Raw genomic sequence first — 19389 nt, 5'->3', positions numbered from 1 at the left:
CCCGACGCAGCTCGCAATGATCGCTGCCAACGCGTTTGCCGTCGCGGCTTCGATCAACGACAAGAGGGTTGGTGTCTTCCGACACCAACCCTCCGCTTCGCCCCGATACGCCACACGGGGGAAGATGCTAGACCGTTTTGCGCAGGATTTTACTCCGCCTGCCAGATCGGAACTCAGCGGCAGGAACGCGGATTGTCCGACCGATCGATCGCGCGTCCGGTCAAGGCGCCTGCACCCGCGCCCAGCACCGTACCGACGCCGCGATCACCACGCCCGGCCACCGAATTGCCCAGCAAACCGCCGGCTATCGCACCAAGGATGGTCCCGGTCGCGCTGCTGCACCGATTGGGGCGATACCGACGACGATCGTAACCGCGATCTTCATAGCCACGTCGGGCGTACCCACGCCGATCATAGCCACGGTCGTACCCGCGTCCACGATACCCGTCGCGATCCGCATGATCGTAGCGAGCACCGTCGGAATATTGCGCCGATGCCGGAGCCGCGGCGATGCCGCCCGCCGACAACACGAGAGCGGCAGCGGCGAGCGAGGCTTTGTTGATCATCGTGGCGTTTCCCGTAAACTCGTCCAAACGTTGCTTGCGACTATTCGGAAGCGACTAGGTTCCGAAGAGTCGACGGCGCGACATCTGTTGGTGGTGTTATGGGCAAAGCGCGTTGAGCGCAGACTGAACGGGCCCGTTATCCCCCGTTCATCACAATCCTGTGCTTCGAAGCATTGCGCGCTGCCGCGTCATGGCTCACGGCAGCGTCGATGCGTGTGTTTGCTGCCTGTCTGCTGGCGCTTTTCTTTACCCCGGACTGGGTTGGAGAGCCACGTTTGCCGCTGATGGGGCGCGATGTCGTCATCCACGCCGCGCCGGTGTCGCTTGACGCGCAACATCCCGAGCGGAACCGCGTCGGTGCGCTGGAATGGCTTGGCGGGGTGCGGTTGACCAGCCCGGACGCGGCGTTTGGCGGCTTCTCCTCGCTACACGTCGCCTCCGGCCATCGCATCACGCTGCTGAGCGATGGCGGCAATATCGTGCAGTTCACGCTTGGCGACGATTGGCGGCCACGGCACATAGCGTTTGGCGATCTGCCGGCGGGACCGGGGACGGGATGGTCCAAAGTCGATCGTGACAGCGAGTCCATGAGCGTGGATCCCAAGGACGGCAGCGTGGTGGCCGGGTTCGAGACCAGCAACATGCTGTGGCGCTACACGCCCGATTTGCGTCACGCGCTTGGGTCGGTCGCGCCGCGTGCGATGGCGGCGTGGCCGGCGAATGAAGGCGCGGAGAGCTTCACGTTTCTGCCCCTCGCACGGTGGGGTGGCGGCGCGATCACGATCGGTGAGCAGGACCCGTGGCCGAAGGGCAAGGGCCGCGCGGCGATTCGCTTCACGGGCAACCCTGTAACGCAGCCGAATCGCGGCTTTCGCTTCAGCTTTGTGCCGCCACCGCATTATGATCCGAGCGACGCGACGATCTTGCCGGACGGTCGGCTGATCGTGCTGACCCGGCGCTTCGAGCTGCCGTTCACGTTTTCGAGCAAGCTGGTGGTGATCGACCGCGCAGCAATTCGTCCGGGCGCGGTGGTGCATGGCCGCGAGATCGCCACGTTGGCGCCGCCGCTGATCCATGAGAATTTCGAAGGGATTGCCGCGACGCGCGAAGGCGATCGGACGATCATCTGGCTGGTGTCGGACGACAACCAGTCGATGCTTCAGCGAAGTCTGCTGCTGAAGTTCAGGCTAGACGAGCCGGGCGCGCCCAAAGGCGTTGCCCGGCCCTGACTGCTCTCAGGCCGCGACCTGCGTGCTGAGCTTCTTCGACACGTCACGCTTGAGGCGACGCGCGCGCAGCGACAGCTTGTCGTCGCTGGTCTTGACGAGCCAATTGTCGAGGCCGCCGACATGCTCGACCGAGCGGATGCCATGCGTCGAAACGCGCAGCTTCACGCTGGTGCCGAGCGCTTCCGACATCAGCGTGACGTTCTGGAGGTTCGGCAGGAAGGTACGCTTGGTCTTGTTGTTGGCGTGGGAGACATTGTTCCCCACCATCCGGCCCTTGCCGGTCAGTTCGCAAATGCGCGACATGCTATAATCCTGAAAGCTGGGGTGATCCCGTGAAGGCGTGGGCGCATAACGGGGATGCCGGCGAAGGTCAACCGATTCACGCCATTGGCGCGGCAATGCAACGATCACGGACCCTTTGCGTTGGTTTCGGTAACGATTCGATTTCGCTCTGTGGGGAGAGACTGTATGCGGTTCCTGTTAGCTTTGGTCGGCATTGCCGCCGTGATCGTGATCGCGATGATCTCGCTTGGGCTGCTGTCGTTCCAGACTCGCCCCGGTACGCTGCCGAGCGTGCATGTCGATGCTGGCACTGCGCCCAGTGTTAAGGCCGATGTCGCGACACTCTCGGTCGGCACGGAGAACAAGGTGGTCGACGTGCCCACCGTCGGCACCACGCAAAAGACGATCGCCGTGCCGACGCTGCGCATGAACAAGCCGGCTGACCAGGCGAGCAACGCCAACGCGCAATAAGCCGCTGGACAGCGCGGCCAGCCACGGCTTTGGGGTCAGGATGTTTCCGATCCCCCTGCCGATGCGGGCCGCGCTCGACGCCGCAGCCGCTGCCGCCGCGCGCGAGGAGGTGCCGGTCGGTGCCGTGATCGTCCGCCGGGGCGAGATCATCGCAACGTCGGCCAACTCGCCCCGCAGTCGCCACGATCCTACTGCCCATGCCGAGATGCTGGCGATCCGCGCGGCCGCTGGGGTGATCGGTGACGATCGTCTGACCGATTGCGACCTGTGGGTCACATTGGAGCCATGCGCGATGTGTGCGGGTGCGATCGCCCATGCGCGGATCGGGCGGCTGTATTACGGTGCTGGCGATCTCAAGGGCGGGGCGATCGAACACGGCCCACGCTTGTTCACCCAAACGACGATCCATCATCGCCCCGAAATCTATCCGGGCATCGCGGAAGGCGAATCTGCAGCCCTGTTGCGCACCTTTTTCGCATCCCGCCGGTAGCGGCGACGTAGCAGCCCGCAAGTCCGGCGAATTGCTACGGCAAGCGCACGTCTTTCTCAGCGCAGATCGCTCTCGGGAATCGGTACGATCTTGATCTCCACCCGCCGATTCGCCGCGCGGCCCGCTTCGGTATCGTTGGCGGCGATCGGTTGCGTCTTGCCGTAACCGCGCGTGGCGATGCGCGCGCCCTGCACTCCGCGTGAGACGAGGTAGTCCGCCACGGCTACCGCGCGCCGTTCCGACAGTGCCTGGTTGTACTGGTCCGATCCGACCGAGTCGGTATGGCCGTACACGTCGATATAGGTGCGGTCATACTGCCCGAGCACACGCGCCACGTCGTCAAGCGTATGCTGGAATGCCGGCGCGACCGTGTCGCTGTTATAGGCGAAGTTGATGCCTGATGGGATCGACAGGATCAGGTCGTCGCCCTGCCGAACCACGCGAACCTCGGTGCCGGCGGTGCGGTCGCGCAGGTCGCGCTCCTGCTTGTCCATGTACGATCCGATCGCAGCCCCGGCGAGGCCGCCGATGCCCGCGCCGGCGATCTTGGCGGTGCGATCATGCCGGCCGCCAACCAGATCGCCGAGCAGATAGCCGCCGAGCGCCCCGCCGATGCCGCCGATCGCGGTGTTCGACAGATGCCGCCGGCCGGTGTCCGGATCGGTGACGCACGCTGTCGTGGCGAGCAGCGCGGCCAGCGTGGCAGCACCCGTGAGCTTGCGGAATGCGCGCATGATCTTTCCCTTTTTTCTAAATAACTCTCGCTATCAAACCCGCTCGGACGCGAAGCTGTTCCACCTCCGAACCGAATCGGCATGCGGATCGTTGTTGTTAAGCATCGCATTGTGCGCCAAAGCGTTGGCGGCGCCATGCACCCGCTCTCTCCCTTTCCCTGGATCGACGTCGCGATCATCGTCGCGCTGATCTTCCTCAACGGCCTGTTCGCCATGTCGGAACTGGCGATCGTGTCCGCGCGCCGGGCGCGGCTGGAGGCGATGGTGCGCGCCAAGGTGCGCGGCGCCGATACCGCGATCGCGCTTGCCGCCGATCCCGGCAAGATCCTGTCGACCACGCAGATCGGCATCACGCTGATCGGCATCCTCGCCGGCGCCTATTCGGGCGCGAGCCTCGGCGCGCCGGTCGCGGCGCGGCTGCGCTGGCTGGGGCTGCCCGCGCAGACCACCGAGTCGTTCGGCTTTGCGCTGGTGATCGGCATCACCACCTACGCCTCGCTGGTGATCGGCGAACTGGTGCCCAAGCAGATCGCGCTGCGTGCGCCCGAGCGGATCGCGGCGGTGGCGGCGCGGCCGGTGCTGGTGCTCGCCTGGGCCTGTGCGCCAGTGGTGTGGCTGCTCGATTCGTCCTCGGCGCTGCTGTTTCGGCTGATGCGGCTCGACCGCAAGACCGAGGAGCATGTCACCGCCGAGGAACTCCACCTGATCGTGGCCGAGGCGAGCAAGTCGGGCGTGATCGAGGAGCATGAGCGTTCGATCATCTCGGGCGTCGTCCGCCTCGCCGACCGGCCGGTGCGCGAGGTGATGACGCCGCGCACCGATGTCGAGTGGATCGACGCGACGCTGGACGAGGCGGGCGTGCGCACCGCGCTGATGGTCGCCTCGCACAGCCGGCTGCCGGTGGCGGAGGGTTCGGTCGACAAGGTGATCGGCGTGGTGCAGGCGCGCGACGTGGCGATCGCGCTGTTTCGCGGTGAACCGCTCGATCTGCGTGCGCTAATGCGGGCGGCACCCGTGGTGCTCGACCAGATCGACGCGATGGACGCGCTCGATGCGCTGCGCCAGGCCGAGGTGCCGATGGCGCTGATCCACGACGAATACGGGCATTTCGAGGGGATCGTCACTCCCGCCGATCTGCTCGCCGCGATTGCCGGCGAGTTCGCATCGGATGCCGATCCCGACGATGCGCCGTCGGTCGTGGAGCGCGACGACGGCTCGCTGCTGGTGGCTGGCAACATGGCGGCGGACGCGCTTGCCGAGCGGTTGTGCATCGACCTGCCCGAAGATCGCGACTATGCAACGGTCGCCGGGCTGGCGCTCGCCAAGTTCCGCCATCTGCCCGGTGAAGGCGAGCATTTCCTCGAACAGGGCTGGAAGTTCGAAGTGGTCGATCTCGACGGCCGGCGCATCGACAAGTTGCTGGTAAGCCGCGACTGACGGATTACCCCAGTAAAGCCTCACCCGGGTAAGGCTTGCGGTGCATCCGTTTGGCGAGCGCGCCGCCTAGCATCGGCAGCACGATCGCACACACCTTCATCCACACCGGGTGCGGCAGCGTGGCTACGCTCACGACGGCCGAAGCGACCACGGCAATCACCACCGCCCATCCGACCCGCCGCCGATCGCAAACCCGCAGGCCGAACCATGCACCACCAAACGCCCCGGCAAGCCAGCCGAACACGATAAGCAGCTTGGCAACGAGGGGCATGTCGTGGACGACATCGGACAACGTTGCTGCATCGGCAGAATCTAAGATTGGGAGCGGGTAGAGCGCAGACGTTACCTGTTCGACGGCGTCGATGATCAGCAGCGCCGCGAGCACGCCGAATACGATTGCCAACAGTGTGCGCATGTGATCTCCGCCGCGTCCCGATGACGCGGCGTTATAGTATTCGATCAGCCGCGTGCGTGAGTGCTGCGGTTTTGCGCGAGGCGCGCGCCTTTCGCCTGGCAACTTGCGGAGACGACCGGGAAATCGAGATCGCTGTTGCGGGCGAGCGCGGCGGGCATCGCCGCCTGACACTGTTCGATCGACCGATATTGCGCGGTTTCGAGCCGTGCCTGTGCGCACTGCGCACTGCCATCGCCGCAACCCATGATCGCCATGACGTAAAAGAGCGGTTCCATGATCGTTTCCGTCTCAGCCTCGGGGTCGGACACGCTGGTCCGGTATGTGAGGTAAAATCGATGAGCCGGTGCACTAGTTCCATGAACGCTTCCGATTCCGCTTGACTGTCCCTACATCCGCTCTCGATGCCACCCGAAACTTTTACCTCCGACACGCCCGAGCGGGCGTTGCTGCCGACGCTGCGGCGCTTCCTCCCGTATCTCTGGCCCGCCGATGCGCCGGCGCTGCGGATGCGGATCGTCGGTGCGATGCTGCTGGTGATCGTCTCGAAGCTGGTACAGGTCTATGGCGCGCCGTTTGCGTTGCAGGGCGCGATCGACGGGATGGCCGGGCACGCGCCCGCGCCGGACCTGACCCAGCTCGTGGGGCTGATGGTGATCGGCTACGCCGCCGCACGGTTCGGATCGGTGGTGTTCGACAATCTACGCAATGCGGTGTTTGAACGTGTCGGCCAGGACGCGACGCGGCGGCTGGCGGCGACGGTGTTCCGTCACCTGCACCAGCTTTCGCTGCGGTTTCATCTCGAACGCCGCACCGGTGCCGTCACCAAGGTGGTCGAGCGTGGCACCAAGAGCATCGATACCATGCTCTACTTCCTGTTGTTCAACATCGCGCCGACGGTGTTCGAGCTCGCGTTGGTGCTCGGCATTTTTTGGGTGAAGTTCGGCGTGTGGCTGGTGGTCGGCACGGTGGTGATGGTCGGCGTTTACATCTGGTTCACGCGGGTCGTCACCGATTGGCGATCGGCGCTGCGCACGCGGATGAACGATTTCGATACCGGGGCGGTCGCGCACGCAGTCGATTCGCTGCTCAACTTCGAAACGGTGAAATATTTCGGCGCCGAGGAGCGCGAGGCCAGGCGTTACGACCGGGCAATGACGCTCTACGCCAATGCGGCGGTGTCGTCGGAAAACTCGCTGGCGTGGCTCAACATCGGCCAGTCGGCGATCACCAACCTGATGATGGCGGGCGGCATGCTGCTCGTTGTGATCGGCTGGAGCCAGGGGCGCTTCACCGCCGGCAACGTCGTGCTGGTGTCCACCCTGCTCAGCCAGTTGTTCCGCCCGCTCGATCTGCTCGGCATGGTGTACCGCACGATCCGGCAGGGCGTGATCGACATGGGCGCGATGTTCGATCTGGTCGATACCGCATCCGAAGTGACCGACGCGCCCGGCGCACGACCGCTCGCCGTCGCGCGTGGACATATCCGTTTCGAGGACGTGCGTTTCGGCTACGATGCCGGTCAGCCGATCCTGAAAGGCGTAGATCTCGATATCCCGGCGGGCGCGACGCTGGCGGTGGTCGGCCCATCGGGTGCGGGCAAGTCGACGCTCGCGCGGCTGATGTACCGGTTCTATGATCTGACCGGCGGCCGCATCACCATCGACGGGCAGGATATCGCCGGCGTTTCGCAGGCAAGCCTGCGCTCCGCGATCGGCATCGTGCCGCAGGATACCGTGCTGTTCAACGACACAATCGGCTATAATATAGCCTACGGCCGCGAGGGCGCGGGCGAGGCCGAGGTCCATGCGGCGGCGCGCGGCGCGGCGATCGCCGGCTTCATCGAACGCCAGCCGCAGGGCTATGATACGCGAGTCGGCGAACGCGGACTGAAACTGTCGGGTGGCGAGAAGCAGCGCGTCGCGATCGCCCGCACGCTGCTCAAGAACCCGCCGATCCTGATCCTCGACGAGGCCACCAGCGCGCTCGACAGCCGGACCGAGGGCGAGATCCTCGGCACGCTACAGGCGATCGAGCAGGGCCGCACCACCATCGTCATCGCGCACCGCCTGTCGACGGTGGTTCATGCCGACGAGATCGTCGTGCTGGAAGCGGGCGAGGTGAAGGAACGTGGCACCCATACCGAACTGCTCCGACAGGACGGCCTGTATGCGGAAATGTGGAACCGGCAGGCGCAGGAGCGCGCGGAGGAATCGCTGGCGGCGGAATGAATTGTCAGGCGACTAGGCTGCGATACTCCGGGTGCCGTTCGATATAGGCGCGTACGAACGGACATTGCGGCACCACCTTCAGCCCGCGGTCGCGCGCTGAATCGAGCGCGGCCTTGATGAGCTTGGAGCCGACGCCGCGCCCCTCGATCGCGGGAGGAACGACGGTGTGGGTGAACACGATCGTGTCGCCCTCCATCTGATAGGCGGCGACGGCGCGGTGGCCGCCTACGACCAATTCGAATTCATATTCGGCGCGATTGTCGGTAACGTCTGGCATGGCCGCCGTGTCGCACAAACGTGCCTCGACCGACAAGATGCCGCGTCAGGCGGCGGCTTTGGCCTCGATCCGCGCGCGTGCCGACAGGAACGGCCCCCGCGGATCGCGCGGTGCCGCGAAATGGCCGAAGCCGACCGCGCCGGGCATGTCGACATACACGCCCTCCATCCCGCCGCGCATCCGGTATGCCTCGTGCCAGAAACCAGCGCCGCCACTGTCGCGCAGGAAGTCGCGCCACCAGGTCGCGTGCGGCTCGCTACGGGTGAAGCGTTCGAGGCTGTCGTAATCGCGCCAATATTGCCGCATCCCGACGTGGGTGAGCGAGAAGAAGAACTGTTCGTGGTGGAGCAACCCGTCCGGTCGATCACGCTGGATCTCACCGAGACTACGCCCGATCCGCAGCATCGACAGCACCCCGCGCCAGCGCCGGATGCGAAAACCCAGCATCACCACCACCAGATCGGGTGTGGCGGACAGATCGATGGATTCGCGTTTGACCGGCTTTTGCATGGCATGGCTCCAATGTATATGGCGTATACATAGGGAATTAAGTGTACGATGTAAACATGGCAGAAGCTTATCATCATGGCGCCCTTCGAGAGGGGCTGGTTTCAGCGGCGCTGGAACTGCTCGACGATGGCGACACCGCACCAAGTCTGCGTGAAGTCGCCCGTGCGGCAGGCGTGTCGGCGATGGCACCGTACCGGCATTTCGCCGATCGCGGCGCGCTGCTGCGGGCGGTGGCGGAACGCGGCTTCGCGCAACTGCGGGAGGTGCTGCTCGTCGCCGATACTGCCGAGCATGCGCGCGCGGCCTTGATTGCGCAGGGCCGCGCCTATGTCGATTTCGCGCGCGCACATCCGGCGTTGTTCCGGCTGATGTTCTCGGGCGAGAAGACCGGCGGCATGCCGGAGGGCGAAACCGCCTACACTGTGCTTGCCCGCCGCGTTGCCGGGATCGCGCCCCGACGCGCCGAGGTTGCCACGCTCGCGGCATGGGGGCTGGTGCACGGCCTCGCCACCTTGTTGCTGGATACGCGGGTCGGCACGCTGCCACCGAGCGCGGTCGACGCGGCGCTCGACCTGTTGGTCGACGGCATGGCCGCGCAAGGCTCGACAGCGGCGGGGTAATCCGCGTAACCGGGCCTCGTGATCGACCCGCTTCCGATATTGCAGGATACGTTCGGCTTCCCCGGTTTCCGCGGCGTGCAGAAACAGGTGGTGAGCCGCGTGCTCGCGTCCGAGAACACGCTGGCGGTGATGCCGACCGGCGCGGGTAAATCGCTGTGCTACCAGCTTCCCGCCGTCGCGCTGGAGGGGACGTGCATCGTCGTCTCACCGCTGATCGCGCTGATGCACGACCAGTTGCGCGCGGCCACCGCGATCGGCATCCGCGCCGCCACGCTCACCTCGGTCGATACCGATCAGATGGAGACGATCGCCCGCTTCCGGCGCGGCGAGCTCGATCTGCTGTACGTCGCGCCCGAGCGCGCCTCCAACGAGTCGTTCCGCAACCTGATCGGCCAGTCGCCGCTTGCGCTTTTCGCGATCGACGAGGCGCATTGCGTGTCGGAATGGGGGCATGATTTCCGGCCCGACTACCGGCTGCTGCGCACGATGCTTGATGCGTTTCCGCACGTGCCCCGCCTCGCGCTGACCGCGACCGCCGACGCGCACACCCGCGCCGACATCCTCGAACAGCTCGGTATTCCGCACGAAGGCATGATCGTGGCGGGGTTCGACCGGCCCAACATCCAGTACCGGATCAGCCCGAAGGACAACATCACCCGCCAGATCGCCGATATCGTCGCCGAGAATCCGGGGCCGGGCATCGTCTACGCACAAACCCGCAAGGGCGTGGAACAGCTCGCCGAGCGGCTCGCCGCGACCGGGCGCAAGGTGCGGCCCTATCACGCCGGGCTCGATCCGCATGTGCGGGCGCGCAATCAGGCTGATTTCGTGGCGAGCGAGGATATGGTGATCGTCGCCACGGTCGCGTTCGGCATGGGTATCGACAAGCCCGACGTCCGCTTCGTCGCCCACGCCGGCCTGCCCAAGTCGATCGAGGGATATTATCAGGAGACCGGCCGCGCCGGGCGCGACGGTGATCCATCAATCGCGCACCTGTTCTGGGGGGCGGAGGATTTCGTTAAGGCGCGCCAGCGCATCGCCGAGGTCGAGCCGCACCGCCAGCCCGGCGAGCGCGCCCGCCTTACGGCTCTGGGTGCACTGGTCGAAACGCCGACCTGCCGCCGCCAGATCCTGCTCCGCCATTTCGGCGATCCCGCGCCGGATAACTGCGGCAACTGCGACAATTGCCTCAGCCCGCCAGGTGCGATCGATGCGACGGAGGTGGCGAGGAAATTCCTCTCCGCGGTGTTTCGCACGGGGCAGAGCTTTGGCGTCGGCTATATCGAAAGCATTCTGACCGGCCAGTCGACCGAGCGCAGCCTGATGAACGGGCACGAAGCGCTCGGCGTGTTCGGTATCGCGTCCACTCCCGAGGAAGTCGCGCTCATCAAGCCGGTGAGCCGCGCGCTGCTGCTGCGCGACGCGCTACGCGCAAACGATTTCGGCGGGCTGGAATTCGGCCCGGGCGCGCGCGGTATCCTGAAGGACGAGACTTCCGTCTCGTTGCTGGTTCCACCCAAGCGCGAACGCCGGCGGCGTGGCGGCGCGGCCGAGAACCCGGCGGGCGATCCGCTGTTCGAGGCGCTGCGCACGAGACGGCGCGAGCTGGCGGCGGCGGCAAGCGTGCCGCCCTATGTCATTTTCCACGATTCGGTGCTGCGCGAAATGGCGACGCTGAAACCGACCAGCCGCGCCGCGCTCGCCCACATCACCGGCATCGGCGCGCGCAAGCTGGAGACCTATGGCGAGGCCTTTCTGGAGGTGTTACGCGGATGAACGAGAGGACTGCCATGCTACGCAAAATCGACGAGTCGGTTTCGGTCTCGCCCCAGATTACGCCGGAGCAGGTCGCGGAGATCGCCGCTGCCGGCTTTGTCGGCATCGTCAACAACCGCCCCGATGGCGAGGATGCCGGCCAGCCCGGAGGTGCCGCGATTCGCACGGCGGCGGAAGCGGCGGGGCTGAGCTACACCGAGATTCCGGTCACGCAGGCCGGCTTTTCGCACCCGCAGATCGACGCGATGGTGACGGCACTCGAAGGCGCGGGCGGGCCGGTGCTGGCCTATTGTCGTTCGGGTACGCGGTCCTGCAACCTGTGGGCGCTGGCGCGGGCCAAGCAGGGCCGCGATCCCGACGTGCTGATCGCCAAGGGGCGCGAGGCGGGATACGACCTGGACGGGTTGCGTCCGCTGCTTGAAGCACTGTCCGGTCGCGCATGATGCACTTGCCGCTCGATCTGCGCTGGTATCAGCTTATCGCGGGCGTGATCGCGCTGGTCGGGATCGGCCTGTTCGCGCGCAAGTTGCGGCGCGACGACAGCAAGATCACCAGCATCGACAAGGCGCGCGAGCAGGCGGAGGAGCGGCTCGCCGGCTTCATCGGCCGCGCCGGGCTGGTGAGCGGCGATGGCGGTGCGGCGGTGGTCGCGGGCAACGGCACGATCGCGGTGCTGCGTAGACAGGGTATCCGCGTCGATGCGCGGCGTCTGGTCGCCCCGCTGTCGCTCAGCACGTCGGTGGAGGGCGTCCGGATCGATACGGGCGAAAGCGTGCTCGGCAGCGTGACGTTGTTCGGCGTGTTGGAGGCGGACGTGCGCCGTATCGAGGCGATCGCGCAGGCCGGCAATGTCGTCGACATCCGGCAGTTCCGCGCGAACTGAGCACGCCACCCAAGCTGAACGAACGTTGCACGACCGGTTCAGGACCGGTTCGGACGCGAATCGGTAAACCGTCTTCATCACCTGGAAGGAGACGTACGATGTTGAAGCAAAAGTTTGCCGCCGCTGCCCTCGCCGCCGCAGCGATCATGCCGATGGCCGTCGCGGCACCGGCACAGGCCCAGCGCTATGGTTATGATAATCGCGCTCAGTATCAGCGCAGCTATGACGACGGGCGCGGGTACAGCAATTATAACCGCGGCTACCGCGGTGACTACAGCCGCAGCTACCGTGGCAACGATCGCCGCTATTATCAGGATTGCCGCCGTTCCAGCGGTACCACCGGCTTGATCGCCGGCGGCGCGGGCGGGGCGGTGCTCGGCTCGGTGCTCGGTGGCGGAACGCTCGGCACGATCCTTGGCGCGGTCGGCGGTGGCTTGCTCGGCAAGAACCTCGACCAGAACCACGATCGTTCGCAGAACTACCGCAACGGTTGCTGATCCAGATGCGCAGGGCCGGTCACACGACCGGCCCTGTTATTTGCGTTTGCCGATCTGAAGCGCGCCGACGCAACTTGCCCGATCGATCGGACTGCCATCGGCCTGCCGCGCGTCGACATAACTGACGACCGGCTGGCCTTTGCCGTTGGGGTAGAGATAGGCATCCAGCACGCAGGTCGCATTGCCATATTGCAGCTTTTGCGCGGTGCCTTCGCGCACGTCGGCGATCGGCGCACCAAACATCTGCGTCAGCGTCGGCCCGGTCTGCCCCATCACCCGCTCCAGCATCGGCCCGCCGCGCGGTACCGGCACGAAGCTCGCCGGTCGGGCGGTCGGCGCGCCCGTGGCGGCGCAGCCGCCCAGCGTCGCCAGCCCCAGCAGAGTCGTAAGTTTCGGGGCGGTCCGTTTCATGCTTTCCTCCCGTGGAACAGATGCGTCGCCATTGCCGCGCCCAGCACGGGTGCTGCAAGGTTGAGGATCGGAACCATGAACAGCCCGGTGCCCGCAACCCCCAGCGTGAAGCGCTGCCACGCAGTCGCCTTGCGCCAGCCACGCATTGCCGCAGCGGGTAGGTGCCGCGCCGCCACCATCTCGGCGAGATCGCGCCCGAGCAGCCAGCCGTTGACGACGACGAACAGCGCGACCGTACCCACCCCGGTCACCAGCAGCACGATGTAGAGCGGCAGGACCACCACGTTGACGAGGATCGCGCGCGCTGCCGACGCGAGCCCCATCAGCGCCGCCCGTCCCATGCCGACATGTCGCGCCTCCGCCAGCGCCTGCGGGTAATGCTTGCGCTCGACCGCGACGACGATCTCCTCGACGAACAGCATCAGCACGCCGACCGCGATCGCGCGAAACAGCAGCCACCCGGCCGCGAACACCGCCACCAGCGCGGCAAAGCCGGCGAGTGCCGACAGCCACCCTTCCGCCCCTTGCGTCGCCGCCAGTCCCTGCGCCCACCACCACGCCCCGCCGCCGAGCAGGATGAACAGCGCAAAGGTGATCGCCAGCGACTTTGCGAACACGATCAGGAAGGCGCGATCGCCGAACTGGCCGATCGACAGGAAGAAGGCGCGTAGCATCGCGCAACCGTTGCGGCGTGACGGCGGCCACGTCAACGCGGTTGCGTCACGTCGCGCGGCACCGTACCCGCCGAACTTTCAGTTCCGCATGGAGAGAACCCTTGAGCGCCCCAACCTACGACGTCGTCGCGATCGGCAATGCCATCGTCGACGTACTGGCCCAGTCCACCGACGCCTTCATCACCGAGGCCGGCATGAACAAGGGCTCGATGGCGCTGGTGTTCTCACCCGAGGAGGCCGACGCGCTCTACGCCAAGATGGGCCCGGGGATCGAGGCGAGCGGCGGTTCGGCGGCGAATACCGTCGCCGGCATTGCCGCGCTCGGCGGGAAGTGCGGATTCATTGGTCAGGTCGCGAATGACGAGCTCGGCCAGATCTTCGCGCACGATATCCGCTCGGTCGGGATCGACTTCACCACCGCCGCGCGCGAGGGCGAGCCGACCACGGCGCGTTGCCTGATCTTCGTGACGCCGGATGGCCAGCGCACGATGAACACCTTCCTCGGCGCATCGCAGTTCCTGCCCGAGACCGCGCTCGACCGCGAGATGATCGCCGCCGGTGCGATCCTCTACCTCGAAGGGTATCTGTGGGACCCGGAGGAGCCGCGCGCCGCGATGCGTGCCGCCATCGAGATCGCGCGCAAGGCGGGCCGCAAGGTCGCCTTCACACTATCGGACACGTTCTGCATCGGCCGCCACGGTGGCGATTTCCGCGATTTGATGGCGAAGGGCCTGATCGACATCATGTTCGCCAACGAGGCCGAGCTGCTCGCGCTGATGGACACGCAGGATTTCGAGGCGGCGGTATCGGCCGCCTCGGCGCAGGTGCCGACCCTGGTCGTCACGCGCGGCGCGGACGGCGCGATCGCAGTGTCGGCCGGGCAGCGCGTCAGCGTAGGCGCGGAGCCGATCGCGCGCGTGGTCGACACCACCGGCGCGGGCGATCTGTTCGCAGCCGGCTTCCTGCACGGACAGGCGCAGGGCATGGGGCTGGAGCGCTCGCTGCGGCTCGGCGCGCTGTGCGCGGCGGAGATCATCTCGCATTACGGCGCGCGCGCGCAGACCGACCTGAAGGCGCTCACCACGCAAAAGCTGGGGTGAGCGCCGGGCGGGCGCTATATACGGTCGTATGACGCGCCCGCCGGCTTCTCGCTTCCTCTCTCCGGCGTCCGCCGGGGAAGGTAGAAGGTGGGAAGGCGTGCTGTGAAAGCGTTCGCCACCACCCTTCGCGGGCACATCACCGCGCGCACCATTGATGCTGTCGAATGCGTCGCCTCGGTGCTGCTCGCCATCCTCGTCGCGCATCTGCTCGGCGCGACCAACGTCTCCTGGGCGGCGTTCTCCGGCTACATGGTGATGCGCGGCCATGTCGGCGAAACGGTGCAGCGCGGTTTGCTGCGCATCGTCGGCACGCTCGTCGGTGGTGTGATGGCGCTCGCGGCGATCCCGCTGATCGCGCCGCACTGGCCGCTCGCCGCGCTCGGCATCTTCGCGGTCGGTACGGTGACGCTCTACCAGGCGATCACCGCGCGACGCGCCTATGCCTGGCTGTTCGTCGGCCTCACCTTTGCGATGGTGCTGTTCGACAAGCTGCACGATCCCGAGATTCCGCTTGGTACCTTCGTGCAGACGCGCATCCTCGAAACCAGCGCCGGTACGCTCGCCTGCATGGCGGTCAGCCTGATGTCGGCGGTGACGTTGCGTCGGCTGTGGCCGGGCGTGCGCAACGCCGCCACCGGCATCGACGGGTGGAGTGGCCCTGCGGCGCGCCACGCCGCGCAGGGTGGCGTGGCGCTGGTGCTGCTGGTGGCGATCTCGGCATGGCTCGACGTGCCCGCTCTGTCCGGCGGCGCGATCACGATCATGGCGGTGATGCTGGTGCCGATCGCGGGGCTCGGCGCGAGCGGGTTCGTGCCGGTGAGTTGGCGGCTGTTGTACCGCTTCGTCGGTGGGTTAGCCGGGGCAGGGTTCGCCGCTGCGTTTCTGTTCTCCGCGCACGGCAACGCGCCGGTGCTGATCCTCGGTACGATGATCGGCGTCGCGCTCGGCCGACGGGTCGAGAACGGCGATCATGCCTACCGTTATGCCGGCACCCAATTCACGCTCGCCGTGCTGGTGACGCTGGTGCCGGACAGCTACGCGCATGCCGCGATCACGCCGGCGCTGGAACGGCTGGCCGGGACTCTGGTGGGCATGGCGGTGATCGAGCCGGTGCTGCTCGCCTGGCATCTATTCGCGCCTGCCCGCCGCGAGCGCGTCGAGACGGCACGCGGCGAGATCGGCGGAGTTTAGGCCGGAGCGAGATGCCCGCCACGGGCAAAGCCCGTGGCGTCGGACGCGGCTTTGCCGCGCCGGCCGGCGCTGCGCGTCGCTGGTGCGAACGCGGCTCCGCCGCTCGCTTGCGCTAGCTCGTGTAGCCTTTCAGTTCATCGCCGACGATCCGCACGACATGCAGCACGTTGGTCGAGCCCGGCGTCCCGAACGGCACGCCCGCCATGATGATGACCCGGTCGCCCGCCGCCGCCAGCCCATGCCGCAGCGCCATCCGCTTTGACTTGGACACCATCTCCTCGAACGAGGCGACATCCTTGGTGTGGACCGCGTAGGCACCCCACAGCAGGCCGGAGCGGCGTGCCGTCTCGGGCTTCGGGGTCAACACCATCAGCGGCACGCCCGGCCGCTCGCGCGCGACCCGGCGCGCGGTCGATCCGGACGAGGTGAAGCAGATGATCGCAGAAGCGCCGGTCGTCTGGGCGATGTTCTTCGCCGCCTCGGCCAGCGCATCGGCGGTGGTCGGGTCGGGCCGCGTCACCGTGAAGTGGATGCGGTCGCCATGGGTTGGATCGCGCTCCACCGAAGTGCCGATCGCGTCCATCATCGCGACCGACTCGATCGGCCACATGCCCGACGCGCTTTCCGCCGACAGCATGATCGCATCCGCGCCGTCATAGATCGCGGTCGCCACGTCGGACACTTCGGCGCGAGTCGGCGAGGGCGAGGTGATCATCGATTCGAGCATCTGCGTCGCCACCACAACCGGGCGGCCAAGCCGGCGCGACACCTCGATGATGCGCTTCTGGAGTGGCGGCACCGTTTCCGGCGGCAGTTCGACGCCGAGATCGCCGCGCGCGACCATCACGCCGTCGCACATCTCGACGATTTCCTCGAGCCGCTCGATTGCGGACGGCTTCTCGATCTTGGCGAGCAGCGCGGCACGCCCCTCGATCAGCTTGCGCGCCTCGGCGAGATCCTCCGGGCGCTGCACGAACGACAGCGCGATCCAGTCGACGCCCTGATCGCATGCAAAGGCGAGATCGCTGCGGTCTTTCTCGGTCAGCGCCGCCATCGGGATCACCACGTCGGGGACGTTGAGGCCCTTGTTGTTCGACAGCATCCCGCCGACGATTACCTCGGTGACGATGCGGTCGGCATCATGCTCGGTGACCTTCAGCACCAGCTTGCCGTCGTCCAGCAGCAGCCGCGCGCCGACCTCGATCGACGCGAAGATCTCGCGGTGCGGCAGTTCGGCGCGGGTGGCGTCGCCCGGCTCGGACGATCGGTCGAGGATGAAGGTCGATCCCGTCACCAGCTCGACCTTGCCGTCGGCGAACTTGCCGACACGCAGCTTCGGCCCCTGCAGATCGGCGAGGATCGTGGTGGGACGACGATAGGTCTTCTCCATCGCGCGAATCGCGGCGATCACCGCAACCTTCGATTGCTGGTCACCGTGGCTCATGTTGATGCGGAACGCGTCGGCGCCCGCTTCGTACAGTGCGGCGATCTTCTCCGGCGTGCTGCTCGCCGGGCCGAGCGTGGCAAGGATGCGGACCTTGCGCGAGCGCGGAAGGATGGTCTTGGTCATGGCATATCCCGTCGGTTTGCGCGGGCCGCTCTAAACCCTATCTATCCTCGATCAACCTCGGAAAGACACGGATGAACACGATCGACCAACTTGACGACCAGATTGCCGCCGCCGCGTTCCGCCGGTTGGTGCACCATTTGCAGCACCGCAAGGATGCGCAGAACGTCGATCTGATGGGGTTGGCCGGCTTTTGCCGCAACTGCCTCGGCGATTGGGTGGCGGAGGCAAGCGACGGCACGCTCGACAAGGATGCAGGCCGCGCGGTCGTTTACGGCATGCCCTACAGCCAGTGGAAGGCCGAGCATCAGGCCCCGGCCACGCCCGAACAGATCGCGCGCATGAACGAAAGCGTTGCGAAGAACGGCTGATCGCACGACCATGATCTCGGGGGGTGACGGCGCGGGGCTGGTCGCCTAAAGGCGCTCGCTTTCAGCCATTCATACCCCCGGGGGATCACCATGAGCGAGTCCATCGCCGCCGACCAGCTTCGCCTTCTCATCGAGCGTATCGAGCGTCTCGAGGAAGAAAAGAAGGGCATCGCCGACGACATCAAGGACGTCTACGGCGAGGCCAAGTCGACCGGCTTCGACGTGAAGACGATTCGCACGATCGTCCGCCTGCGCAAGATGGAGAAGCACCACCGCGATGAGGCGGAGATGCTGCTGGAGACGTACAAGCAGGCGCTCGGGCTGGCGTAAGCCGGGCGCTTTCCCTATCCCCGTCCCGAACACGAACCGAACAAGCAGCGGACGCGACCCATGGCAGGCCATTCCAAGTTCAAGAACATCATGCACCGCAAGGGTGCGCAGGATAAGAAGCGTTCGGGCATGTTCTCGAAGCTCAGCCGCGAAATCACCGTCGCGGCGAAGATGGGCCTGCCCGATCCGGACATGAACCCGCGCCTGCGCGCCGCCGTTAACGCCGCCAAGGCGCAGTCGGTGCCCAAGGACAACATCCAGCGCGCGATCGACAAGGCGTCGCGCAGCGATGCCGAGACTTACGAGGAAATCCGCTACGAGGGGTTCGGCCCGGGGGGTGTGTCGCTCATCATCGAGGCGCTGTCGGACAATCGCAACCGTACTGCCACCAACGTGCGCGTCGCGGTGTCGCGCAACGGCGGCAACCTCGGCGCGTCGGGTTCGGTCAGCCATGCGTTCGACCGGGTCGGGCTAATTACCTATCCGGCGGAAGTGGGTGATGCGGAAAAGGTGTTCGAGGCGGCGCTCGAGGCCGGTGCCGAGGACGTTTCGTCGAGCGAGGATGGCCACGAGATCTGGACCGCGCAGGGCGACCTGCACGAGGTCGTCAAGGCGATCACCCCCGTGCTGGGCGAGCCGGAAGGCGCCAAGCTCGCGTGGAAGCCGCAGACCATGGTCGAGGTCGGCGAGGAGGACGCCGCGTTGCTGTTCAAGCTGATCGACACGCTCGACGACGATGACGACGTGCAGACCGTGTGGGGCAATTACGAAGTGTCCGACGCCGTGATGGAAAAGCTCGCCTGATTATCCTCGGCCTCGATCCCGGTCTCGGCACGACGGGCTGGGGCGTGATCCGGGCTGAAGGCAACCGCTTGAGCCATATCGCTAACGGGCAGGTCCGTACCGATCCGTCGATGCCGCTGCCGCGCCGGCTGACCAACCTTCACGCCGCGCTGCTCGACGTGATCCGGGCGGAGCGGCCCGACAGCGCGGCGGTGGAAGAGGTGCTCGGAAACACCAACGCGCAGTCGACGCTGAAGCTCGGGCAAGCGCGCGGCGTGGTGTTGCTCGCCGCGGCGGGGACCGGGCTGGTGATCGGCGAATATCATCCCAGCGTCGTAAAAAAGGCGGTGGTCGGCACCGGCGGCGCGGAGAAGCGCCAGATCCAGGCGATGATGGCGCACCTGCTGCCCGGTGCGAAACTTGCCGGCGCCGATGCGGCCGATGCGCTCGCCGTGGCGATCACGCACGCGCACCACATGGCCAGCGCGGCCGGGCTCGCGCGGCGGATCCGCGCGCAGGCGTGACGCGCGGCGGCAAATCGCCTAAC

The 19389-nt window shown here is 66.5% G+C and carries 26 protein-coding genes; 16 read left to right on the top strand and 10 right to left on the bottom strand.

Annotated elements, in window-relative coordinates:
• Window positions 1-173: 173 nt before the first annotated feature.
• Entirely contained in the window at window positions 174-566 is a 393-nt protein-coding gene (locus tag L8F97_RS07730; RefSeq protein ID WP_242148146.1) for a glycine zipper 2TM domain-containing protein, read from the bottom strand.
• A 209-nt stretch (window positions 567-775) separates the two neighbouring features.
• Between L8F97_RS07730 and L8F97_RS07725 the strand changes: the two genes are divergently transcribed.
• A complete protein-coding gene (locus L8F97_RS07725; RefSeq protein ID WP_242148143.1) occupies window positions 776-1795 on the top strand; it encodes an esterase-like activity of phytase family protein in 1020 nt (339 codons plus the stop codon).
• Window positions 1796-1801: 6 nt separating this feature from the next.
• Here the strand turns inward: L8F97_RS07725 and rpmB are convergent, their stop codons facing one another.
• The gene (gene rpmB / locus L8F97_RS07720) at window positions 1802-2098 is read right to left on the bottom strand and encodes a 50S ribosomal protein L28 (RefSeq protein ID WP_242148141.1); all 297 of its coding nucleotides are present in this window, start codon (window positions 2096-2098) and stop codon (window positions 1802-1804) included.
• A gap of 165 nt (window positions 2099-2263) precedes the next feature.
• On the opposite strand from rpmB, the gene L8F97_RS07715 reads away from it, so the two are divergent.
• Together L8F97_RS07715 and L8F97_RS07710 are read left to right on the top strand one after the other, a co-directional pair.
• Entirely contained in the window at window positions 2264-2548 is a 285-nt protein-coding gene (locus L8F97_RS07715) for a hypothetical protein (protein WP_242148139.1), read from the top strand.
• Window positions 2549-2609: 61 nt separating this feature from the next.
• A complete protein-coding gene (locus L8F97_RS07710; protein WP_242148314.1) occupies window positions 2610-3038 on the top strand; it encodes a nucleoside deaminase in 429 nt (142 codons plus the stop codon).
• Window positions 3039-3094: 56 nt separating this feature from the next.
• Here L8F97_RS07710 and L8F97_RS07705 read toward each other — a convergent pair whose 3' ends face one another.
• Entirely contained in the window at window positions 3095-3772 is a 678-nt protein-coding gene (locus L8F97_RS07705; protein WP_242148137.1) for an OmpA family protein, read from the bottom strand.
• 135 nt (window positions 3773-3907) lie between these two features.
• Here L8F97_RS07705 and L8F97_RS07700 point away from each other — a divergent pair, with 135 nt between their 5' ends.
• Entirely contained in the window at window positions 3908-5209 is a 1302-nt protein-coding gene (locus tag L8F97_RS07700; protein WP_242148313.1) for a hemolysin family protein, read from the top strand.
• A 4-nt stretch (window positions 5210-5213) separates the two neighbouring features.
• Here L8F97_RS07700 and L8F97_RS07695 read toward each other — a convergent pair whose 3' ends face one another.
• Window positions 5214-5624, bottom strand: coding sequence for a hypothetical protein (locus tag L8F97_RS07695; RefSeq protein WP_242148135.1), 411 nt, complete (start codon window positions 5622-5624; stop codon window positions 5214-5216).
• A gap of 44 nt (window positions 5625-5668) precedes the next feature.
• On the bottom strand, window positions 5669-5899 hold the full coding sequence (locus L8F97_RS07690; RefSeq protein WP_242148133.1) for a hypothetical protein: 231 nt from the start codon (window positions 5897-5899) through the stop codon (window positions 5669-5671).
• Window positions 5900-6025: 126 nt separating this feature from the next.
• Here L8F97_RS07690 and L8F97_RS07685 point away from each other — a divergent pair, with 126 nt between their 5' ends.
• Window positions 6026-7852, top strand: coding sequence for an ABCB family ABC transporter ATP-binding protein/permease (locus L8F97_RS07685; protein ID WP_242148131.1), 1827 nt, complete (start codon window positions 6026-6028; stop codon window positions 7850-7852).
• A gap of 4 nt (window positions 7853-7856) precedes the next feature.
• Here the strand turns inward: L8F97_RS07685 and L8F97_RS07680 are convergent, their stop codons facing one another.
• Together L8F97_RS07680 and L8F97_RS07675 are read right to left on the bottom strand one after the other, a co-directional pair.
• On the bottom strand, window positions 7857-8129 hold the full coding sequence (locus L8F97_RS07680) for a GNAT family N-acetyltransferase (protein ID WP_242148129.1): 273 nt from the start codon (window positions 8127-8129) through the stop codon (window positions 7857-7859).
• A 45-nt stretch (window positions 8130-8174) separates the two neighbouring features.
• Window positions 8175-8639 carry a DUF4188 domain-containing protein gene (locus L8F97_RS07675; protein ID WP_242148127.1) on the bottom strand — a complete coding sequence of 155 codons (465 nt, stop codon included), beginning with the start codon at window positions 8637-8639 and terminating at the stop codon, window positions 8175-8177.
• A 56-nt stretch (window positions 8640-8695) separates the two neighbouring features.
• On the opposite strand from L8F97_RS07675, the gene L8F97_RS07670 reads away from it, so the two are divergent.
• The 5 genes from L8F97_RS07670 (at window position 8696) to L8F97_RS07650 (ending at window position 12415) form a co-directional block, all read left to right on the top strand.
• The gene (locus tag L8F97_RS07670; protein ID WP_242148125.1) at window positions 8696-9259 is read left to right on the top strand and encodes a TetR/AcrR family transcriptional regulator; all 564 of its coding nucleotides are present in this window, start codon (window positions 8696-8698) and stop codon (window positions 9257-9259) included.
• Window positions 9260-9277: 18 nt separating this feature from the next.
• Window positions 9278-11035 (top strand): DNA helicase RecQ, encoded by a 1758-nt coding sequence (gene recQ / locus L8F97_RS07665; protein WP_242148123.1) that lies wholly within the window; start codon window positions 9278-9280, stop codon window positions 11033-11035.
• Window positions 11036-11049: 14 nt separating this feature from the next.
• Entirely contained in the window at window positions 11050-11478 is a 429-nt protein-coding gene (locus tag L8F97_RS07660; RefSeq protein WP_242148121.1) for a TIGR01244 family sulfur transferase, read from the top strand.
• Window positions 11475-11918, top strand: coding sequence for a hypothetical protein (locus tag L8F97_RS07655; RefSeq protein WP_242148119.1), 444 nt, complete (start codon window positions 11475-11477; stop codon window positions 11916-11918). The genes L8F97_RS07660 and L8F97_RS07655 overlap by 4 nt, the downstream gene beginning before the upstream one ends.
• A gap of 98 nt (window positions 11919-12016) precedes the next feature.
• Window positions 12017-12415: a hypothetical protein gene (locus tag L8F97_RS07650; RefSeq protein ID WP_242148117.1), complete on the top strand. Its 399-nt coding sequence runs from the start codon at window positions 12017-12019 to the stop codon at window positions 12413-12415.
• A gap of 36 nt (window positions 12416-12451) precedes the next feature.
• Here L8F97_RS07650 and L8F97_RS07645 read toward each other — a convergent pair whose 3' ends face one another.
• Both L8F97_RS07645 and L8F97_RS07640 read right to left on the bottom strand, forming a co-directional pair.
• Complete coding sequence (locus tag L8F97_RS07645) at window positions 12452-12826, bottom strand: hypothetical protein (RefSeq protein WP_242148115.1); 375 nt, start codon at window positions 12824-12826, stop codon at window positions 12452-12454.
• Entirely contained in the window at window positions 12823-13500 is a 678-nt protein-coding gene (locus tag L8F97_RS07640) for an EI24 domain-containing protein (protein ID WP_242148113.1), read from the bottom strand. Before L8F97_RS07640 ends, L8F97_RS07645 begins: the two co-directional genes overlap by 4 nt.
• 101 nt (window positions 13501-13601) lie before the next feature.
• Between L8F97_RS07640 and L8F97_RS07635 the strand changes: the two genes are divergently transcribed.
• Entirely contained in the window at window positions 13602-14600 is a 999-nt protein-coding gene (locus L8F97_RS07635) for an adenosine kinase (RefSeq protein WP_242148111.1), read from the top strand.
• A gap of 102 nt (window positions 14601-14702) precedes the next feature.
• Window positions 14703-15791: an FUSC family protein gene (locus tag L8F97_RS07630; protein ID WP_242148109.1), complete on the top strand. Its 1089-nt coding sequence runs from the start codon at window positions 14703-14705 to the stop codon at window positions 15789-15791.
• A 112-nt stretch (window positions 15792-15903) separates the two neighbouring features.
• Here the strand turns inward: L8F97_RS07630 and pyk are convergent, their stop codons facing one another.
• A complete protein-coding gene (gene pyk / locus L8F97_RS07625) occupies window positions 15904-17361 on the bottom strand; it encodes a pyruvate kinase (protein WP_242148106.1) in 1458 nt (485 codons plus the stop codon).
• A gap of 71 nt (window positions 17362-17432) precedes the next feature.
• Here pyk and L8F97_RS07620 point away from each other — a divergent pair, with 71 nt between their 5' ends.
• The 4 genes from L8F97_RS07620 (at window position 17433) to ruvC (ending at window position 19366) form a co-directional block, all read left to right on the top strand.
• A complete protein-coding gene (locus L8F97_RS07620; RefSeq protein WP_242148104.1) occupies window positions 17433-17729 on the top strand; it encodes a DUF1244 domain-containing protein in 297 nt (98 codons plus the stop codon).
• Between the two features lie 90 nt (window positions 17730-17819).
• A complete protein-coding gene (locus tag L8F97_RS07615) occupies window positions 17820-18059 on the top strand; it encodes a DUF2312 domain-containing protein (protein ID WP_242148102.1) in 240 nt (79 codons plus the stop codon).
• 60 nt (window positions 18060-18119) lie between these two features.
• Window positions 18120-18863, top strand: coding sequence for a YebC/PmpR family DNA-binding transcriptional regulator (locus tag L8F97_RS07610; RefSeq protein ID WP_242148100.1), 744 nt, complete (start codon window positions 18120-18122; stop codon window positions 18861-18863).
• Window positions 18860-19366, top strand: coding sequence for a crossover junction endodeoxyribonuclease RuvC (gene ruvC / locus L8F97_RS07605; RefSeq protein ID WP_242148311.1), 507 nt, complete (start codon window positions 18860-18862; stop codon window positions 19364-19366). Before L8F97_RS07610 ends, ruvC begins: the two co-directional genes overlap by 4 nt.
• Window positions 19367-19389 lie beyond the last annotated feature (23 nt).

It is taken from the genome of Sphingomonas sp. BAUL-RG-20F-R05-02, assembly GCF_022662305.1.
In the GTDB taxonomy this organism is placed as follows: Bacteria; Pseudomonadota; Alphaproteobacteria; order Sphingomonadales; family Sphingomonadaceae; genus Sphingomonas.
This window is presented reverse-complemented; position numbering and strand designations above follow the sequence as displayed.

What these genes read in the sequence shown, in the direction of transcription:
- L8F97_RS07730 (WP_242148146.1), bottom strand. Translation starts at nt 566, where the DNA reads ATGATCAACAAAGCCTCGCTCGCCGCTGCCGCTCTCGTGTTGTCGGCG.
- L8F97_RS07725 (WP_242148143.1), top strand. Translation starts at nt 776, where the DNA reads ATGCGTGTGTTTGCTGCCTGTCTGCTGGCGCTTTTCTTTACCCCGGAC.
- rpmB (WP_242148141.1), bottom strand. Translation starts at nt 2,098, where the DNA reads ATGTCGCGCATTTGCGAACTGACCGGCAAGGGCCGGATGGTGGGGAAC.
- L8F97_RS07715 (WP_242148139.1), top strand. Translation starts at nt 2,264, where the DNA reads ATGCGGTTCCTGTTAGCTTTGGTCGGCATTGCCGCCGTGATCGTGATC.
- L8F97_RS07710 (WP_242148314.1), top strand. Translation starts at nt 2,610, where the DNA reads ATGCGGGCCGCGCTCGACGCCGCAGCCGCTGCCGCCGCGCGCGAGGAG.
- L8F97_RS07705 (WP_242148137.1), bottom strand. Translation starts at nt 3,772, where the DNA reads ATGCGCGCATTCCGCAAGCTCACGGGTGCTGCCACGCTGGCCGCGCTG.
- L8F97_RS07700 (WP_242148313.1), top strand. Translation starts at nt 3,908, where the DNA reads ATGCACCCGCTCTCTCCCTTTCCCTGGATCGACGTCGCGATCATCGTC.
- L8F97_RS07695 (WP_242148135.1), bottom strand. Translation starts at nt 5,624, where the DNA reads ATGCGCACACTGTTGGCAATCGTATTCGGCGTGCTCGCGGCGCTGCTG.
- L8F97_RS07690 (WP_242148133.1), bottom strand. Translation starts at nt 5,899, where the DNA reads ATGGAACCGCTCTTTTACGTCATGGCGATCATGGGTTGCGGCGATGGC.
- L8F97_RS07685 (WP_242148131.1), top strand. Translation starts at nt 6,026, where the DNA reads ATGCCACCCGAAACTTTTACCTCCGACACGCCCGAGCGGGCGTTGCTG.
- L8F97_RS07680 (WP_242148129.1), bottom strand. Translation starts at nt 8,129, where the DNA reads ATGCCAGACGTTACCGACAATCGCGCCGAATATGAATTCGAATTGGTC.
- L8F97_RS07675 (WP_242148127.1), bottom strand. Translation starts at nt 8,639, where the DNA reads ATGCAAAAGCCGGTCAAACGCGAATCCATCGATCTGTCCGCCACACCC.
- L8F97_RS07670 (WP_242148125.1), top strand. Translation starts at nt 8,696, where the DNA reads ATGGCAGAAGCTTATCATCATGGCGCCCTTCGAGAGGGGCTGGTTTCA.
- L8F97_RS07660 (WP_242148121.1), top strand. Translation starts at nt 11,050, where the DNA reads ATGCTACGCAAAATCGACGAGTCGGTTTCGGTCTCGCCCCAGATTACG.
- L8F97_RS07655 (WP_242148119.1), top strand. Translation starts at nt 11,475, where the DNA reads ATGATGCACTTGCCGCTCGATCTGCGCTGGTATCAGCTTATCGCGGGC.
- L8F97_RS07650 (WP_242148117.1), top strand. Translation starts at nt 12,017, where the DNA reads ATGTTGAAGCAAAAGTTTGCCGCCGCTGCCCTCGCCGCCGCAGCGATC.
- L8F97_RS07645 (WP_242148115.1), bottom strand. Translation starts at nt 12,826, where the DNA reads ATGAAACGGACCGCCCCGAAACTTACGACTCTGCTGGGGCTGGCGACG.
- L8F97_RS07640 (WP_242148113.1), bottom strand. Translation starts at nt 13,500, where the DNA reads ATGCTACGCGCCTTCTTCCTGTCGATCGGCCAGTTCGGCGATCGCGCC.
- pyk (WP_242148106.1), bottom strand. Translation starts at nt 17,361, where the DNA reads ATGACCAAGACCATCCTTCCGCGCTCGCGCAAGGTCCGCATCCTTGCC.
- L8F97_RS07620 (WP_242148104.1), top strand. Translation starts at nt 17,433, where the DNA reads ATGAACACGATCGACCAACTTGACGACCAGATTGCCGCCGCCGCGTTC.
- L8F97_RS07615 (WP_242148102.1), top strand. Translation starts at nt 17,820, where the DNA reads ATGAGCGAGTCCATCGCCGCCGACCAGCTTCGCCTTCTCATCGAGCGT.
- L8F97_RS07610 (WP_242148100.1), top strand. Translation starts at nt 18,120, where the DNA reads ATGGCAGGCCATTCCAAGTTCAAGAACATCATGCACCGCAAGGGTGCG.